15 protein-coding genes are annotated in these 16,440 nt (G+C 69.9%); 10 read left to right on the forward strand and 5 right to left on the reverse strand.

Annotated elements, in window-relative coordinates; translation table 11 throughout:
- Positions 1 to 116: 116 nt before the first annotated feature.
- The 3 genes from ACFWXC_RS45075 to ACFWXC_RS45085 all read left to right on the forward strand — a co-directional run bounded on the left by ACFWXC_RS45075 (position 117) and on the right by ACFWXC_RS45085 (position 2,868).
- Positions 117 to 1,028, forward strand: a complete 912-nt coding sequence (locus ACFWXC_RS45075) for a phosphotransferase family protein (RefSeq protein ID WP_384488682.1) — start codon at positions 117 to 119, stop codon at positions 1,026 to 1,028.
- Positions 1,029 to 1,336: 308 nt separating this feature from the next.
- Positions 1,337 to 2,128, forward strand: a complete 792-nt coding sequence (locus ACFWXC_RS45080) for an inositol monophosphatase family protein (RefSeq protein ID WP_384488684.1) — start codon at positions 1,337 to 1,339, stop codon at positions 2,126 to 2,128.
- 140 nt (positions 2,129 to 2,268) lie between these two features.
- A complete protein-coding gene (locus ACFWXC_RS45085; protein WP_384488686.1) occupies positions 2,269 to 2,868 on the forward strand; it encodes an O-methyltransferase in 600 nt (199 codons plus the stop codon).
- A 228-nt stretch (positions 2,869 to 3,096) separates the two neighbouring features.
- Here the strand turns inward: ACFWXC_RS45085 and ACFWXC_RS45090 are convergent, their stop codons facing one another.
- The 4 genes from ACFWXC_RS45090 to ACFWXC_RS45105 form a co-directional block, all read right to left on the reverse strand.
- Positions 3,097 to 4,026: a cyclase family protein gene (locus tag ACFWXC_RS45090; RefSeq protein ID WP_384488688.1), complete on the reverse strand. Its 930-nt coding sequence runs from the start codon at positions 4,024 to 4,026 to the stop codon at positions 3,097 to 3,099.
- A gap of 63 nt (positions 4,027 to 4,089) precedes the next feature.
- A complete protein-coding gene (locus ACFWXC_RS45095) occupies positions 4,090 to 5,280 on the reverse strand; it encodes an acyl-CoA dehydrogenase family protein (protein WP_384488690.1) in 1,191 nt (396 codons plus the stop codon).
- 28 nt (positions 5,281 to 5,308) lie between these two features.
- A complete protein-coding gene (locus ACFWXC_RS45100; RefSeq protein ID WP_384488692.1) occupies positions 5,309 to 6,496 on the reverse strand; it encodes an acyl-CoA dehydrogenase family protein in 1,188 nt (395 codons plus the stop codon).
- Positions 6,493 to 7,620, reverse strand: coding sequence for an acyl-CoA dehydrogenase family protein (locus ACFWXC_RS45105; protein WP_384488694.1), 1,128 nt, complete (start codon positions 7,618 to 7,620; stop codon positions 6,493 to 6,495). The genes ACFWXC_RS45100 and ACFWXC_RS45105 overlap by 4 nt, the downstream gene beginning before the upstream one ends.
- 195 nt (positions 7,621 to 7,815) lie before the next feature.
- Here ACFWXC_RS45105 and ACFWXC_RS45110 point away from each other — a divergent pair, with 195 nt between their 5' ends.
- From ACFWXC_RS45110 to ACFWXC_RS45130, 5 genes are all read left to right on the forward strand, one after another.
- Entirely contained in the window at positions 7,816 to 8,607 is a 792-nt protein-coding gene (locus ACFWXC_RS45110; RefSeq protein WP_384488696.1) for a FadR/GntR family transcriptional regulator, read from the forward strand.
- A 462-nt stretch (positions 8,608 to 9,069) separates the two neighbouring features.
- A complete protein-coding gene (locus ACFWXC_RS45115) occupies positions 9,070 to 9,807 on the forward strand; it encodes a hypothetical protein (RefSeq protein ID WP_384488698.1) in 738 nt (245 codons plus the stop codon).
- 156 nt (positions 9,808 to 9,963) lie between these two features.
- Positions 9,964 to 11,901 carry a flavin-containing monooxygenase gene (locus tag ACFWXC_RS45120; RefSeq protein WP_384488699.1) on the forward strand — a complete coding sequence of 646 codons (1,938 nt, stop codon included), beginning with the start codon at positions 9,964 to 9,966 and terminating at the stop codon, positions 11,899 to 11,901.
- A 12-nt stretch (positions 11,902 to 11,913) separates the two neighbouring features.
- A complete protein-coding gene (locus ACFWXC_RS45125) occupies positions 11,914 to 12,849 on the forward strand; it encodes a zinc-binding dehydrogenase (protein ID WP_384488701.1) in 936 nt (311 codons plus the stop codon).
- A gap of 75 nt (positions 12,850 to 12,924) precedes the next feature.
- Positions 12,925 to 14,145 (forward strand): MFS transporter, encoded by a 1,221-nt coding sequence (locus tag ACFWXC_RS45130; RefSeq protein ID WP_384488703.1) that lies wholly within the window; start codon positions 12,925 to 12,927, stop codon positions 14,143 to 14,145.
- On the opposite strand, the gene ACFWXC_RS45135 is transcribed toward ACFWXC_RS45130, so the two are convergent.
- On the reverse strand, positions 14,126 to 14,278 hold the full coding sequence (locus ACFWXC_RS45135; protein WP_384488705.1) for a hypothetical protein: 153 nt from the start codon (positions 14,276 to 14,278) through the stop codon (positions 14,126 to 14,128). The two genes, ACFWXC_RS45130 and ACFWXC_RS45135, sit on opposite strands and share 20 nt — an antisense overlap.
- 51 nt (positions 14,279 to 14,329) lie before the next feature.
- Here ACFWXC_RS45135 and ACFWXC_RS45140 point away from each other — a divergent pair, with 51 nt between their 5' ends.
- Both ACFWXC_RS45140 and trxA read left to right on the forward strand, forming a co-directional pair.
- Entirely contained in the window at positions 14,330 to 16,033 is a 1,704-nt protein-coding gene (locus ACFWXC_RS45140) for a hypothetical protein (RefSeq protein WP_384488707.1), read from the forward strand.
- 34 nt (positions 16,034 to 16,067) lie between these two features.
- Positions 16,068 to 16,394, forward strand: a complete 327-nt coding sequence (trxA, locus tag ACFWXC_RS45145; RefSeq protein ID WP_384488709.1) for a thioredoxin — start codon at positions 16,068 to 16,070, stop codon at positions 16,392 to 16,394.
- The last annotated feature ends 46 nt before the right edge of the window (positions 16,395 to 16,440 follow it).

Consider the following 16,440-nt stretch of genomic DNA (forward strand, 5'->3'; position numbering starts at 1 on the left):
GTGGTTGGCATCCCCTCCAACGAAAGCTTTTGCGCGAGCCGCCGTCGGGATGATGGGGTGGCACGGTGATCAGCAACGATGAGGCGGGGGCCGTCCGACCGTTGACTTTGGCCTGGGTGAGCCGGCATCTGGAGCCCGGCGAACGGATCGTCAAGACCGAGGCACTGCACGGCGGCATCACCGCCGAAATGCGGCGGCTGACCATCAGTACGCGGGACGGCGGCACCCGCGACTTGGTACTGCGGACCTTCGTCGACCCGTTCTTCGAGGAGCACGCCGAGGACCTGCTGAACCGAGAGGCCGGCGTGCTCTCCCTGCTCGCGGGGACCGGCGTGCCGACTCCCGGACCGGTCGCGGTTGATCCGGCCGCCGCGCACTGCGAGTATCCGTCACTTCTGATGACACATCTGCAGGGCCGGACGGTCCTCGACGATGAGGGACTGGAGGCGCGCGTTCCCCTGCTGGCCCGTCAACTCGTGGCGATCCACGCACTGCAACCCGCCGAACGGCCCCGGGAGTACGAGGCGTGGACGACCGCCGACGCAGTCGTCCCGCCGGACGGCGCCGACGCGGTGGCATGGGCCGCGGCGACCGGCGTGATCCGCAAGCCTCCGCCACCCTATGAGGGGCGGTTCCTGCACCGGGACTTCCACCCCGGCAACGTGCTGTTCGAGGTGCCGCCCCCAGGCCCGGCAGGTCCCCGGATCACTGGGGTCGTCGACTGGGTACAGACCTCCTGGGGCCCGGCGGACCTCGATGTGGCGCACTGCTCCACCAATCTCGCGCTGCTGCACGGCCCGGCGTGGGGTATGCGGTTCGCTGAGGCGTACGAGAAGGCCGGCGGGGTGCTGGCCGCGGCTGCGGGCGAGCGGTTGTACTGGCGGCTGCTGGACGCTCTGGCGTTCGCAGCGGGTGCGCAGTGGGTGGCGCGGCCGTGGCAGGAGGCGGGGCGGGCGGAGCTGACGACACGGGCCGTGGAGGCGAGACTTGATGCCTACGTCACCGCCCTGATGGACGCGCTGGGCTGAGCCAAGGCAGCCCGAGGTGTGGGCACGGCGGCGAGCGCCGGGCCCGACTGCCACGTCCGCACCGAGCCGATCGCACAGCCGCACCGGGCATCCCGAGTACGGACTGAATCCCGGTCGGCAGCTCTGCGGCCATCCCGAATCGAACGGCGACATCACGGACCGTAACGCCCCCCGGTGGTCGCTGCCAGAGCCGTTTGTGGCTCTGGCACAGATCTTGGGGCGCGGTTGCGGAGGGGCACCGCGGTGGTCGATAAGGGTCCGGGCTTGGTCTGGCAGGCGAAGACCCCGGTGCCGCTATCCTGCGCGGCATGGTCGATTCGTGTGCGGACCTTGATGACGCTGGTGTCGCGATAGCGGCGGTGCGTGCCGGCGCGGATGTAGTGCGCACCATGTACGGTCAGCGTCTCACCCGCATCGACAAGGGCGCCGGGGACTTTGCAACCGCCGCCGATGTGGAGGCCGAGAAGTCGATCCTCGGCGTCATCCGTGCCGCCCGGCCCGGGGATGCTGTGCTCGGCGAGGAGGGCGGGCAGCAGGGTGTTGCGGAGGCCGCACGACAGTGGTTGGTGGATCCCCTGTGCGGCACATTGAACTACGCCGTCGGCAATATGCTGGTGGCCGTCAACGTGGCGCTGCGCGGCGGTGCGGCGGCGGTGGCCGATCCGTTCAGTGGCGAGGTCTTCTTCACCGACGGTGAGACCGCCTGGGTGCGGGATGGCGGTGCCGATGTCCAGTTGGCGCCCACGTCCGCCACCCGACTGGTTGATGTCAACCTGGACCCGCCTTTCCCCGGCGCGCCGATGTTCCGGGCAGTGGACCTGCTGGCGCACCCGAGATTCGTGGAGCAGTTCCGGCCCCGGGTTGTCTCCACGACGCTCGCCCTGGCCTGGGTCGCTGCCGGCAAGCGCGCCGCATACATCACCGACGGCGATGACTTGTCCGGGAGCGTGCACTTCGCTGCCGGCATCGCTCTGTGCCGGGCCGCTGGGTGCGTGGTCACCGGGATCGACGGAGGTCCGATCGGACCGGCAGGCCGCGGACTTGTTGTGGCCGCAGACGGCGGAACTCACCGGTTGTTGATGTCGGTGATCCGTAGCTGAAGTGCGCGAGCACGGTCAGCGCTCGGCGCAGGTCCTGGTGCGGTCGCGGCAGGATATTGGAGCCTGCCTTCCTCGACGGTCTGATTGCGGAGGCGGCAACCGCTGTTGCTGGGGAAGCATGGCGCTTGCATCATCCCTGGATGGACGACACACCAAGCGCCTTCCCAACCGCTCTGCCCGCGTTGCGCGTTGCGGCGCGCGAGGCGGGCTTCACCAGGTCGTGCGAAGAGCGAACCGGCAGCTTGCTGGCCGTACTTGCGGCTGCCCGGCCGGGTAGCCGCATTCTCGAACTCGGCACCGGCGTGGGCGAAGGCACCGCTTGGCTCCTGAGCGGGATGGACGGAGCCTCTCGCCTGGTCACGGTAGAACTCGACGCCGCTGTACAGGCGGTTGCCCGCGAGCAGTTGGGGACCGACCCGAGGGTGACCTTCGTGGCTGGAGACGCCGGCAAATGGCTCGAGGACTACGACGGGGAGCTCTTCGACTTGGTGTTCGCGGATACATGGCCTGGCAAATTCACCCATCTTGAACGGGCCTTGGAACTCGTAGCCCCTGGAGGGGTCTACCTGATCGACGACCTGCTTCCGCAGCCAGGTTGGCCAGAGGCCCACGCGGCCTCCGTGACACTTTTGCTGGCCGAACTGGAAGAACGTCACGACTTCCGCTCCGTCCGACTGGCATGGGCAAGTGGACTTGTCATGGCTGTGCGGGGTGCGTCGGAGTCAACGGCCCCTTCATGATGCGGCCGGCAGCTTTCACGGGTGAGGCGTCGGGTCATCACCGTGATGAGCGCCCGGTTCAGACGGGCCTCGGAGCGCTGGGGCAGAACGTCGAAGCAAAGCCGCGGTCGGTCCGGACCTTGCGCCCGCCGCTGACGACAGGCCCCCACCCGGCAACGGTCCGAGCAGTGCACCGCCGCCTTCGGCCGCTCCACCCCCACCACCAGATCATCCAGCCGTACGACCTACTCAGCGGATGGCCACCGGGTTCACCAGACCGCCCGTACTGCGCAGGAAACGCTCGGGCGTCGCGTTCAGCAGGAAGGTGTAGCGGCCGTCCCGGGCACAGGCGGAGGCGAGTTCCTCCAGCACCCAGTTCTGTCCCTGGATCATGCCCATCATCACCAGGCACAGGACGTGCACGGGCAGCATGACGTCCTCGACGTTCGACGGCAGCAGTTCCATCGGCATGTTGTCGATCGCGGCCGCCGCCGCACGGCGCTCGTGGAAGAAGAGGGGGGCGTCGTGGTCGAGCGCGGGCACCGGCCGGCGATAGCTCGGGACGTCCGCCGCCAGGAAGTGCCTCACCTGCCCGGTCCGGACCAGGACGATGTCGCCCTCCTCCACCGGTGTTCCCTGGGCCTCCTCGACGGCCTCCAGGACGGCGCGCGTCACCGGGAACCGGCCCGGAAGGACGTCGACGCCCTGGTGCCGGGCCACGTCCAGGAGGATGCCGCGCGACACGACGGTGCCGGCCGCCTCGATGCCCAGCCGCGTGGCGCCGGAGGCGTCGATCGCGTCCGCCGGGATGCCGTTGTACATGGCACCGCGGTGACTGCAGTGCGACAGCGCGTCCCAGTGTGTCGCCGCCTGCGTGGGGGTCACCACGATGTCGTCGCTGTAGGCGACCGAGTCGGGGGAGTCGCCCATCAACGTGTTGATCGCGAGCATCGTCCGGACCGGATTGATCCGCCCCGGGACTCCGGTGCCGTTCTGCGGACCGTCCAGCGACAGCGACATGGAGAGCGAGAAGCTCTCGCCCGTCACCACCGAGGCCGTCGCCTTCCGCACCACTTCGGGCGTGATGAAGTTGAGCGTCCCGCGCTCGTCGTCGGCGCCCCAGCGCTTCCAGTTGCTGACCTGCTCGGCCAAGGTGTCGAACTCGGCAACGCTCAGCACGGTTTCCGCCTCTCTTCGCTGTGACTCGCGTTCGTACGACGTGACCGTCCCGGTTGGTCCACGTCAGGAGCGCGGCTCCCGGGGGAGTCCCAGGGCCCGCTCGGCGATGGTCGTGCGCAGTACCTCGTTGGCGCCGCCGGCGATGGTGTATGCCCGGGCGTAGAGGAGGGCGTCCTGCCAGTAACCTCCGTCCACGGCACGGTCGTCGCCCTCGGCCAGCAGGCCGTCCAGTCCCTGGAGTTGGACCCCGAGCGAGACGGCGTCGAGGTTGGTGTCGCCGAAGAAGACCTTGACCATCGCGGGATCGGTCGGTTCGTCGGTTCCCGCCGCCATCCGGGACTGCACGGCCTTGCTCATCAGGTCGGCGACGTACACCCGCGTCGCCAGCCGGCCGAGCCGATCGCGCACGGCCGCGTCACCCAGCGGCGGCGGCCCCTCCGGGCCGGGCCGGGCCGCCAGCGCCAGCAGACCGCTGAGGTCGTCGAGCAGTTCGGCACTCCGCGCGGCCACCGAACCCCGCTCCTGGGCCAGGCTCGCACCGGCGACCCGCCATCCGCCGTCGACCTCACCGATCACCCGGTCGGCCGGGATGCGCACCCCGTCCAGGAACACCTCGTTGAAGTCGGCGGTGCCGGTGATCTCCCTGAGCGGCCGGATCTCCACTCCCGGGGCGCGCATGTCGAGCGCGAACGCGGTGATGCCCCGGGTCTTCGGCGCCCCGGGATCGGTGCGCGCGAGCAGGTATCCGACGTCGGCGTACTGGGCGTTGGTCGTCCACACCTTCTGGCCGTCGACCACGAAGTGGTCGCCGTCCCGGCGGGCCCGGGTCCGCAGCGCCGCCAGGTCGCTGCCGGCCTCCGGTTCGCTGAAGAGCTGGCACCACAGGTCCTGGCCGGACCGCAGCCGGGGCAGGAAGTGGTGCTTCTGCTGCTCCGTCCCGTGGGCCAGCAGGGCGCCCGCGGCCAGGGCGCCGGCTCCGATCTGTCCCCAGGCCCGCGCCCGTGCCAGTTCCTCGGCGACGACGAAGGCGGGCTCGGGGCGTGGATCGGCAAGACCGCCGTACTCCGTCGGCCACGACCGGCCGAGATAGCCGGCGTCGTGGAGCCGGGCGATCCAGCGGCGCAGTTCGGGGACGAGTGCGGGGGCGGGCACCCGCACCCCCGTGTGGGTCTTCCTGCCGGGGGCGTGGGTACGGATGAACGAGCGCACCTCGGCCCGGAAGGCGTCGAGTTCGGCGCTGGTGTCGAGCCTCATCGTGTCTCCAGCCTCATCGTGTCTCCTGTCAGACCGAGGGCATGCCGGGATCGCGGGGGAGCCCGAGGACCTGTTCGGCGAGGGTGTTCCGCTGGATCTCGGCGGTGCCCGCCCCGATCGTGGAGGCCCGCGTGCGCAGGAAGCCGTGGAGCCACCTGCCGCGCTGCACCGCCTCCTCGGACCCGGGCCCCAGCAGGCCGGCCGGGCCGAGCATGTCGACGGCGAACTCGTGGATGTCCTGCTCGAACTGGGAGATGTGCAGACGCGATACCGAGGAGACGGGGCCCGGCTCCCCGTGGGTGAGGATGTCGGAGATCGTGCGCTGCCCGTTGTAGTGCATGATCCGTGCGCGGATCTCGAAGTCGGCCATCCGGTCCCGCACGTCCGCGTCGTCCAGCGCGCCGCGTTCCGCGAGGAGCTGCCGGAGTTCGCCGAGGACGCGCCGGTAGGTCGCGGCCTGGTTCATGGCGCCGGCGGCGCGCTCGTGCCCCAGACTCGTGCGGACCAGCGGCCAGCCCCCGTTCTCCTCCCCGACACGGTCGGCGACCGGTACGCGGACGTCGTCGAAGAACACCTCCGCGAACAGGTGCCCTCCGGTCAGGTCGCGCAGCGGACGGACGTCCACGCCCGGAGCGTGGGCGTCGACGACGAGGTAGGTGATCCCACGCTGCCGCGACTCACGCGTCCCCGTCCGTACGAGGGTGAAGAAGACGTCCGCCCTGGCGGCGTGGCTGGTCCACACCTTCTGCCCGTTCACCACGTAGGTGTCGCCCTCGCGGCGTGCGGTGGTGCGCAGGCCCGGCAGGTCGGAACCGGCCTCCGGCTCGGAGTAGCCCTGCGCCCACACGGTGTCCCCGCGCAGCATGGACGGCAGCCAGCGCCGGCGCTGCTCGTCGGTGCCGTACTTGATGATCGTCGGAGCGGCGATGCCCAGGCCCGTCCCGACCGGGCCGGGCACCCGGGCGCGCGCCAGTTCCTCCTGGTACACCACCTGATGGGCGAACGGCAGGTCCATCCCGCCGTACTCCTCGGGCCAGCTCGGCCCGGCGAAGCCGTGGTCGAAGAGGGTGGCCTGCCAGGCGCGCGTCCAGGCGAAGCGCTCCTCGGGATCCCGTGGCCGCCGCCCGGGCCCGTGGCCGGTGAGGAAGTCCCGCAGCCGGGAACGGAAGACGTCGAGCGACTCCGGGTTGCGGGGGAGGGCCGAAGCGGTCGTCACGGGCGGGCTCCTTCTGCCATGGTGAGCCGGGCCAGCCGGGCCCGTTCCTCGCGGGGCGTGCCGAACAGCAGCTCCGACGACTTGGCCCGGCGCAGATACAGATGCGCGCGGTGCTCCCAGGTGAAGCCGATCCCCCCGTGGATCTGGATGTTCTCCTTCGCCGCGTGGGTGAACGCCTCCGAGCAGTAGGAGCGGGCCACGGCGGCCGCGATCGCCGCCTCGGTGCCGGGCGTGCCCACGACCGACCCGGCGAACCTGGCCGCCGACCGGGCGCACTCCACCTCGACCAGCAGTTGTGCGCACTTGTGCTTGATCGCCTGGAAGGAGCCGATGGGCCGCCCGAACTGTTCCCGCGTCCTGGCATGTCCGACCGCCATGTCGAGGCAGGCGGCGGCTCCGCCGACCTGCTCCGCGGCGAGCGCCGCCCGCACGAGGTCCCGCACGGCCGCGAGCGACCCGGCAGCGTCGCCGGTCCCGATCCTGGTCACGGGGGTGGCGTCGAGGCGGATCCGCGCCAGCGGCCGGGTCGGATCCAGGGCGTCCAGCACCGTGCGGGTGAGACCGGACGCGGTGGCCGGGACACCGAAGAGGCCGACGCCTTCGGGGCACCGGGCGGTCACGAGCAGCAGGTCGGCGGTGTGCCCGTCGACGACGTACGTCTTCGTGCCGGAGAGCACCCAGCCGTCCCGCCCCCGCTCGGCCACGGTGGCGGGCGGGTCCGTCTCCCACGAACCGTCCGGTTCGGCCGTCGCGAGCGTCGCGGTGAGCGCTCCCGAGGCGATGCCCGGCAGCCACCGGTCCATGGCCGCCTCGTCACCGCAGTGCGCCAGCGTCTGACCGGCCAGTACGACAGTCGCGAAGAAGGGACTAGGGCACAGGGCGCGGCCCATCTCCTCCAGTACGACGCCGAGTTCGGGGAGGCCGAGTCCGGCACCGCCGAACCGCTCGGGCACGGCGAGACCGGTGAGGCCGAGCTGACCGGACAGCCGGCGCCAGAGGTTCCCGTCGTACTCCTGCGGGCCGGTGCCGGACGGCGGCGAGCTGTTGGCTGTGGCCTTGTCTTCGAGGAACGTGCGCACCAGCAGGCGCAGTTCCTCCTGTTCCTCACCGAGACTGAGGCTCATCGCGCATCCATCGACATCGTCATGCCCTTCACGCAGCTCGACCCTAACAGTGATCGGGTAAATCAGTAAACTGATTCCGATGTCAAGGATGGAAGGCCATCCCGCTCAGTGGACGGGCCGCGGGAGCGGGATGTGACCGCACGACCTTGCCCCGTTCCCGGTAATGAGGTTCTCCGAGCAAGTACACTCATTGTCATGAGTGCCACATTGGGGCCAGTCGGTCAGACGGTCCGCGCGCCCAAGACGGCGGAGCTGATCGCCGCGCAACTGCGCCGTCGTATCGTCCAGGGTGAGCTGACGCCCGGCGAGACGCTGCCGCCCGAGATCCAGCTCATGGAGCAGTTCGGCGTCTCGCGGCCCACCCTGCGCGAGGCCTTCCGCATCCTCGAAGCCGAGATGCTCATCAGCGTCCGCCGCGGCAGCCGGGGCGGCGCTCAGGTCATGGCCCCGGACTTCTCCGTGGCGGCCCGGCACGTCGGACTGCTCCTGCAGATGCAGGGGACCACCGTCGACGACGTCTACGAGGCCCGGATGATCGCCGAGCCGGCGTGTGCACGCATGCTGGCCAAGCGCCGTACGAAGCAGGACCTCACCGACCTCAGTGAGGTGGTGGCGGAGCTTCAGTCGGCCGTGGAGTCGAAGGACGACGCCGTGCCCGACCCGGCGCTGTGGTCGCGGCTGACGTACCGGTTCCATGAACTGATCATGGAGCGCTGCGGCAACAGGACCATGGCCGTCCAGGGAGCGGTCCTCCAGGAGATCGTGGCGACCCATCTCGAGATGCGGGTCGCGCGGAACTTCGACAAGACGGAGTCGCCCGAGCGGTTCCAGCGGGCCATCAAGGCCTACAAGCGGCTCGTGGTGCTGCTGGACGCCCGGGACGCCGAGGGCGCCGAGCGGCACTGGCGCACGCACATGAAGGTCGCGGGCACCTACCTCCTCAAGGACGACCTTCACAACAAGCCCGTGGTGGATCTCTTCGCCTGATCCGAGGCGCCCGCACCTGCCTCGCGGAACTCTCCTCGCGACGGTGCGGGCCACGCCCCGACGACCACGGACTTCGCAAGACGTGTCCCGGTCAGCGGGACTCGGCACCGACAGCTGATCGGTGCCGCCTACTCTCCTCCTGTTGGATCCAGCCGACCGGGCATCGCGCCCATCGGGACGGACTGAGACCCGGGAGAGCCGCGATGCGACGCGACCACGACCTCACCGGCACGCTTGCCTTAACTCGCTGACGAGCCCCGCGCTCCGGCACGTCCGCTTCCCCGGAATCCGAGGGATCCCCCGCAGCTTGCGGAGCCTCTTCCGGCGGCATCACCGGCTCTCCGCGTCAACGGCGTACCTCGGATCGCCGTCTCCCGGATCGCCGTCCCCTCCCCGCCTCGGTGACCCGCGTCCTCGACACCCAGGCAGTGCCCGACCACGCGACGGATCAAGGGAGATCCCATGGACGAAAAGCTGAAATTCAGGCTCTACCACATGTCGGTCTGGTGCGGCGTGGTGGTGGTCGTAGCCAACACGCTCGCGTTCTCGGTCTTCGGGCATCTCTCACCGCCCGTCTCGCCCTCGGACAGCCCGCAGGAGGTGGCCAACTTCCTGACGGAACACCGCACCGGCATCCTGTGGGCCGTGGTCACGATGGGCGTCTTCGCCCCGTTCTTCTACCCCTTCGCGGTCATCACGAGCCTGCAGATGCGCCGCATCGAAGGCGGCTGGGGCCTCTTGTCGATGATCCAGGTGACGACGGCGGTCGTCGCGCCGACGGGATGGGTCTACCCGCTCGCGGTGCTGGCCACCGCCGCCTACCGGCCGCACCGCAGCCCCGAGTTGATGCAACTCCTCAGCGACCAGTTCTGGCTCACCTACGTGGGAGTCGCCGTCATCTTCGTCGTCAACGTCGCCGTGATCGGCCTGTCGGCCTTCGTCGACCGACGGCCCGAGCCGGTGTTCCCGCGGTGGTTCGGCTGGCTGAACTTCGTGCTGGCCATCGCCTTCTTCCCCGGGGTCTTCGTGTACGTGGCGACCGACGGTCCGTTCGCCTGGGACGGTGTGTTCACGGTCCTGATCCCGTCCATCGCGTTCGTCATCTGGAAGATCGCGATGATCGTCGTGCTGCGGCGAGCGGTCAAGTCCGAGGAGCGCGAGGCGCTGGAAAAGCGGACGACCGTGCCTGCGGTGGCCTGAGAGCGCCACGACGAGTGAGCCGAACTCCCGTGTAGGGGGCAGGAGTTCGGCTCGCCCGTGTCTTGAAGCTCGATCCATGAGTAGATTAAGTTAACTCAATAACCTTGATGCGTGGATGCCCGTCAGGCACGGGTACGCCGGCAGGGAAGGAGCCGTATGGCCGGGAAAGGCAGGCTCGCGACGGGAGCGTCACCGCACGTGGACAAGGCGTTCATCGGCCGCGCGCTGGACGACGCCGACCTGAACGCGCTGAGGCTCGCTCTCTACCAAGCCACCGGAGACGAAGCCCTGCTCGAACTACCGCTCAAGACCACCCCCATGTACGGCGGTGCGCTCAAGCAGACCGTCCTGGCCGAAGAGGCCGTGGAGACCCTGCGGGCCAAGGCGACGGAGTTCCTCCTCGGCATGACAGCCGGATTCACCGAGGTGAAGCCGGACGACGTCGAACTGCGCCGCATGTACGAGGCGTTCCGCAACGAGGAGATCACCGACCGGGACTGGTCCTACCGCCGTGACCTCGCCGCCTTCGACGACCATCCCCGGCTGGCCCGGTGGACGGGAGCCAAGCCCTCCATACCCGAGGGCTTCCAGGTGGCGGTCATCGGCGCCGGCTTCGGCGGCATCGCCGTGGCCGTCCAGCTGGAACACCTCGGGATCCCCTACACGATCTACGAGCGGTGCCCGGAGCTGGGCGGCACCTGGAGCATCAACGCCTACCCGGACGTGCGGGTGGACACCACCAACTTCCTCTACCAGTTCTTCTTCGAGAAGAACTACCCGTGGACCGAGTACTTCGCGCGGGCCGGCGAAGTACGCGACTACCTGCAGCACGTGGCCAAGAAGTACGGCGTCTTCGAGCACATCAGCTTCGACAGCGATGTGCAGGAGGCCGCCTTCGACGCGGCGACGGGCCGGTGGACGATCGACGCCGTCATCGACGGCCGGCCGCAACAGCTCGGCGCCAACGCCGTGGTGAGCGCGAGCGGGCTGTTCGCCACGCCCAAGCGCCTCGACATGCCCGGCATCGAGGACTTCCGCGGCGAGATCGTGCACACCGCCGAATGCACGGGCCAGGAGCGGCTGGACGGCCGTGACGTCGCCATCATCGGCAACGGCTCGACCGGTGTGCAGATGCTGTCGCAGGTGCGCAGCCGGGCCCGGAGCGTGGGCGTCTTCCAGCGCACCCCGCAGTGGATCAGCCCGCGCGAGCGCTACGGCGAGGCCATCTCCCCGGAGACCCGCTGGCTGCTGGACACGATGCCCTACTACTGGAACTGGTACTGCTACTCGATCGCGACCCTGCGGCTGGGCGGCCAGGTCCTCCAGGAGCCGGACCCTCAGTGGCAGGCCGCGGGCGGCCTCGTCAACGAGGGCAACGACGGCTACCGCGCGAGCCTCACCAAGTACGTGAAGTCGAAGCTGGGCGACCGCCCCGACCTGTGGGAGAAGCTCATCCCGAGCCACGCCCCCATGGCCCGCCGGCTCATCGTCGACAACAACTGGTACTCCTCGCTGCTCGAGGACAACGTCGAACTGGTCACGGAGAAGATCGAGCGGTTCACCCCGACGGGCATCCGCACGGCCGACGGCAAGGAGCGCCCCTACGACCTCGTCTTCACGGCCACCGGGTTCGCCACCCAGAAGTACCTGTGGCCGACCCGCTACCGCGGCCTGGCCGAGGAGACGCTGGAGGAGCGGTGGAGCGACCCCGCGGGCGGCGGCCCGCGTGCCTACCTCAGCCTCACGGTGCCCGACTTCCCGAACCTGTTCATCATGTACGGCCCCAACTCGCAGAACCGGGCCGGGTCGCTGATCGTGTGGATGGAGACCTGGGCGCGCTACACGGCCGAGGGGCTGGTCGCCCTCATCGAGGGGGGCCACCGCTACCTGACCGTCCGCAAGGAGGTCTTCGAGGACTACAACCGCCGGCTCGACGAGGCGATGCTCTCCCTCATCTGGTACGACGAGGGGTCCAGGGACCGCAACTACTACGTGAACGAGTTCGGCCGGCAGCAGGTCAACGTGCCGTGGCGGCTGGAGGAGTACCACGAGCTCTTGGCGAGGTTCCGGCCTGAGGACTACGACTTCGCCTGAGGACGGGATGCGATGAAGGCGGTCCGTTGCGTACCGCCGGGCATCGAGGTCGTCGAGACCGACGAGCCCGGCAGGCCGGGAGAGCTGGTCCGGGTGGCCGCGGTGGGTATCTGCGGCTCCGACCTGAGGTACCTGCGGCGGGGCAGCACACAGATCATCGGGCACGAGATCGCCGCCACCGCCGCGGACGGCACACCCGTGGCCGTGGAGGCCATAGCCCGGTGCGGCACCTGCGAGTGGTGCGCGGACGGCCGGCACAACATGTGCCGTGCGGCAGGCCGGGACGTGGTCGGCATGACCGTACCGGGAGGGATGGCGGAGTACTACCGGGCCCCGCGGTCGGCACTCGTGCCGCTGCCACCGGGACTGCCCCTGGACGACGCCGCGCTCGTCGAGCCGGGCGCCGTGTCCTGGCACGCCTGCCGCAGGGGCGGGATCGGTCCCGGCACCCGGGTCGCCGTGGTGGGGGCCGGGACCATCGGGATGCTGGCCGCTGCCGCCGCCCTGCGGATGCAGGCCGCGGAGGTGACCCTGGTGGCCAGGCACCCCTTCCAGACCGAGGCGGGCGAACGCCTCGGGGCGACCCGGCCGTCGGGCCGGTACGACGTCGTCATCGAGGCGAGCGGCAGCGAGAGCGGGCTGAACCGTGCGATCGAGCTGGTGCGCCCCCTCGGCACGGTGGTGACGGTCGGCGTCTTCCCGCCCGGCATCACCTGGCCCCACATGGCCGCCTTCCTCAAGGAGGCCCGCGTCGTGCCCTCGATGGGGTACGCCCAGGACGCCACGGGCGTAAGGGAGTTCGCCTGCGCGGCCCGGATGCTGGCCGACCGGCCGGAGATCGCCCGGACCCTGATCACCCACCGGTTCGGCATCGACGAAGCCGCGGGCGCCTTCGAGGTCGCCGCCTCCAGACCGCCGGGGACCTTCAAGGTCGTCGTCCACCCGTGAACCCCGGGGGCCGCCCCTGCCAGGCGTGCTCCGGACAGTCCACAGACACCCATACACCGTCAGGCGGAGACAAGGATGTCGAAAGCCACGCCGACCCCGTCCGCGCTGCACGACTCGAGACGCCCGCGTACGAACGCCGTACGGGTGGGGACCGCGAGCATGCTCGGGACCTTCATCGAGTTCTACGACTTCACCTGCTACGGCTTCCTGGTCGTGTACACAGCGCCCCTGTTCTTCCCGGCGGACAACCCGGGCACGGGGATCCTCGCCTCCCTGGGCGTCTACGGAGTGGGGTATCTGGCCCGCCCGCTGGGCGCGCTGTTCTTCGGCCGGCTCGGTGACCGGCGCGGGCGCCGCTTCGCGCTGCTCGTCACCGTCATCGGCATGGGCGGCGCGACCACCCTCATGGGGCTGCTGCCGACCTACGGCACGGTCGGAGTCGCCGCGCCCGTCCTGCTGGTCCTCGTCCGGATGGCACAGGGATTCTGCGCGGGCGGCGAAATCGGCGGTGCCGCCACACTGGTGGCGGAGTCCGACGGCGGCCGCAGACGCGGACGGTTCCAGGCACTCATCCCCCTGGGGTCGAGCCTGGGGGTCGCCGTCTCCCCGGCGGTGGTCGGTCTGCTGGTGACGGTTCTCGGCGCGCGGGACATGGCGCACTGGGGCTGGCGCATCCCGCTGCTGCTGTCCGCCGCGATGACGCTCGCCGTGGTGGTCTACCGGGTCCGGGTCGAGGACTCCCCGGAGTTCCGTTCCCTGGCCGAGGCCGAAGCGGTCGAACGGTCGCCCGTGCGCACCGCGCTGCGCGGGCACTGGCGCATGATCACGGTCTCCGCCGTGCTCAACCTCGTCGTCACCATGGTGCTCGGTGTCCTGGTCAACTACATGAGCGTCTACCTGCTCTCCGTCCTCGACGTGCCCGCCATCAAGGTGTACTGGCTGTCGGCGGTCTGCCTGTTCCTCGCGGCCGGCGGGTTCCTCGTGGGCGGCTGGTGGACCGACCGCTTCGGACGCCGGTCGGCGATGCTGCTGGGCCTCGGCGGTTCGGCCGCCCTGGTCTTCCCCGTGCTGTACGGCATGCGGGGTGTGCGTGCCGGTGGCGCCTGGGCGCTCGTCGCGGCCGGTGCCCTGTACGTCCTGGCGCTCGCGTTCAGCTACGCGGCGGCGCCGTCTATGTACGTCACGTTGACCCAGGCGTTCCCGACCCGGGTGCGCTACACGTCGGCGGCGTTCGCCTACAACGTCGGCGCGCCGTCGCGGGCGGTGGTCTCACGCCCTATCTGGCCGCCCAGCTGACCCGGACGGCAGGGCCGCGGGCGGCTGGCTGGCTGGTGGTCGCCGCCGCGGCGACCGGGGTCACGGTGATGTGGCTGCTGACGTCGAGGTCCCGGCGGCCGTCGATCTCCGACCGGAGTATTGACGAACCCAATGAGTTCAATCGTATAACTGATACAGATAACTAAATCCATGAGGAGCGGCCGTGACGACCGAAGCCGGCGTAGACCAGGCCACCTTTGAGGTGGTCAATCCCACCGCGGACAAGCTGGACTCCGCGGAGACCTCCCTGGCCCCGCGACTGGACACACTGAACGGGAAGGTGCTGGGCCTGCTGTCCAACAGCAAGCCCAACGCCGAGATCGCGCTGCAGGCGGTCGCGGAGAAGATCAAGGAGACGTATCCGGATCTCAAGATCCGTCTCTACCCCGGCTCCATCCGCTTCGAGCCCGGGCTGCTGCGGCGGGCCATCGAGGAGAGCGACGCCCTCATCGGCGCCACGGCGGACTGCGGCGCCTGCACGTCCTGGCTGATCCACGACGGCGCACAGGCCGAGAAGGCCGGCGTCCCCCAGGTCACGATCGTGGCCCGGGGCTTCGAGCGCGACACGGACACCAGTGCCAAGGTGTTCGGCGTCCCCGGGCTCCAGTACGTGGTCGTGCCCCGCGTCTTCACCGCGCTCACGCCGGAACAGGCGACCGAACAGACGCTGCCGGTGGCGGACGACATCATCAAGGCCCTCACCCAGACGCCCAGCGATGCCCCGGCCGACACCGCCGAGCAGGAGGACGCCGAGGAGTGGCAGGAGACGTACACCTTCCGCGGCCAGGGCCCGGTGGAGGCCGTCGAAGCCTTCAACGAGTTCTACCTCCAGAAGGACTTCGGTGACGGCCTGCCGCTCCACCCGCCCACCCGGAAGAAGGTGGAAGCCATCATCGAGGCCCAGGGGCGGCCCCGGGACGAACTGATCCTCACCGTCCCGCCGCTGCACGGCCACGGAACCCTGGAGCGGATCGCCGTCAACGCCGCTATGGCCGGGTGCCGTCCGGAGGAACTGCCCGTCGTGATCGCCGCGCTCAAGGCGATCCACGCGTGCCCCCCTCCGATGAACCTCTCGGTCCTGATGTCGACCGGGGCCTTCGCGCCCGTGATCCTCGTCAACGGGCCCCTAGTGAAGAAGCTCGGCATCAACAGCGGGCGCAGCCCGCTCGGGCCGGGCCTCAACAACCGGGTCAACATCCGCATCGGGCGGGCGGTCGCCCTGACGCTGCGCAATCTGGGTGCCTGGATACCCGGACGCATGGACCTGGACACCATCGGCACCGTGCGCAAGAACATCCAGGTGTTCGGCGAGAACGAGGACGAGAGTCCCTGGGAGCCGTACCAGGTCGGCCAGGGCCTGCGGCCCGACGACAGCACCGTGACCGTGGTGCACACCGTGGGGGAGTGGGACCTCGGCTCCAACCACGGACCGGCGGACCGCCGTATCCGGTCCATCGCGGCGCGCACCCCCACGCTCACCCAGGTCGGTTTCATGACGAGCACCCTGGCCGGCCTCGAAGGCAACGAGGACGGGCTGTTCTACCTGCTGCCCCCGGAGACGGCGAGGAAGTTCGCCGACGCGGGGCTGAGCAAGGACGCGGTGAAGAGGTTCCTGCTGCACAACATCCGGCCGCGGATCTGGGACGTCGTCGCACCGTTCATCGACTTCCGGGAGCGCGGCCTGGTCCGGCCCGAGTGGGAGTGGATGTTCCGGCTCACCCCCGAGGAGCAGCGGACCCAGACGATCCAGGCGTTCAACGACCCGGCCGCGATCAACATCGCCGTCGCCGGGCACGGCACGCCCAAGGAGTTCGTCTTCGGCACGATGACCACGCCGATCACCGTGAAGATCGCCGCCCTCGCATAGTCCCGCGCGCAGGCGGAGGAAGGAAGGCACGCTCATGGCGGTAGTCGTCCGCGCGGTCACCGACGACGACTTCGACGAGGCCGTCCAGGGGACCGGGCGACCGGTGCTCGTGGACTTCTGGGCTCCGTGGTGCGGCCCGTGCCGGGCGATGGGGCCCATCCTTGACGCGATGGCCGCGGCGCACGAGGGCGCCCTCGACATCGTCAAGGTCAATCTGGACGAGAGCCCCCGGGCGGCCCAGCGGCACGGTGTCTCCTCGATCCCGGCGCTCCTGTTGTTCTCCGACGGGGAGGTCGTGACGACGCTGGTGGGGGCCAAGCCCCGCACGATGATCGAGAAGGCCATCGCCGAGTACCTGTGACGCATGAGAGCGGCGGGCCGGTGCGGATCCGGGGTGCCCGGATCCG

Source organism: Streptomyces sp. NPDC058683 (assembly GCF_042716195.1).
GTDB lineage: Bacteria > Actinomycetota > Actinomycetes > Streptomycetales > Streptomycetaceae > Streptomyces.

Coding starts and splice junctions, on each gene's coding strand:
- ACFWXC_RS45095 (WP_384488690.1), bottom strand. CDS start 5,280: ATGAGGCTCGACACCAGCGCCGAACTCGACGCCTTCCGGGCCGAGGTG.
- ACFWXC_RS45115 (WP_384488698.1), top strand. CDS start 9,070: ATGGACGAAAAGCTGAAATTCAGGCTCTACCACATGTCGGTCTGGTGC.
- ACFWXC_RS45130 (WP_384488703.1), top strand. CDS start 12,925: ATGTCGAAAGCCACGCCGACCCCGTCCGCGCTGCACGACTCGAGACGC.
- ACFWXC_RS45120 (WP_384488699.1), top strand. CDS start 9,964: ATGGCCGGGAAAGGCAGGCTCGCGACGGGAGCGTCACCGCACGTGGAC.
- ACFWXC_RS45085 (WP_384488686.1), top strand. CDS start 2,269: ATGGACGACACACCAAGCGCCTTCCCAACCGCTCTGCCCGCGTTGCGC.
- ACFWXC_RS45105 (WP_384488694.1), bottom strand. CDS start 7,620: ATGAGCCTCAGTCTCGGTGAGGAACAGGAGGAACTGCGCCTGCTGGTG.
- trxA (WP_384488709.1), top strand. CDS start 16,068: ATGGCGGTAGTCGTCCGCGCGGTCACCGACGACGACTTCGACGAGGCC.
- ACFWXC_RS45080 (WP_384488684.1), top strand. CDS start 1,337: ATGGTCGATTCGTGTGCGGACCTTGATGACGCTGGTGTCGCGATAGCG.
- ACFWXC_RS45125 (WP_384488701.1), top strand. CDS start 11,914: ATGAAGGCGGTCCGTTGCGTACCGCCGGGCATCGAGGTCGTCGAGACC.
- ACFWXC_RS45110 (WP_384488696.1), top strand. CDS start 7,816: ATGAGTGCCACATTGGGGCCAGTCGGTCAGACGGTCCGCGCGCCCAAG.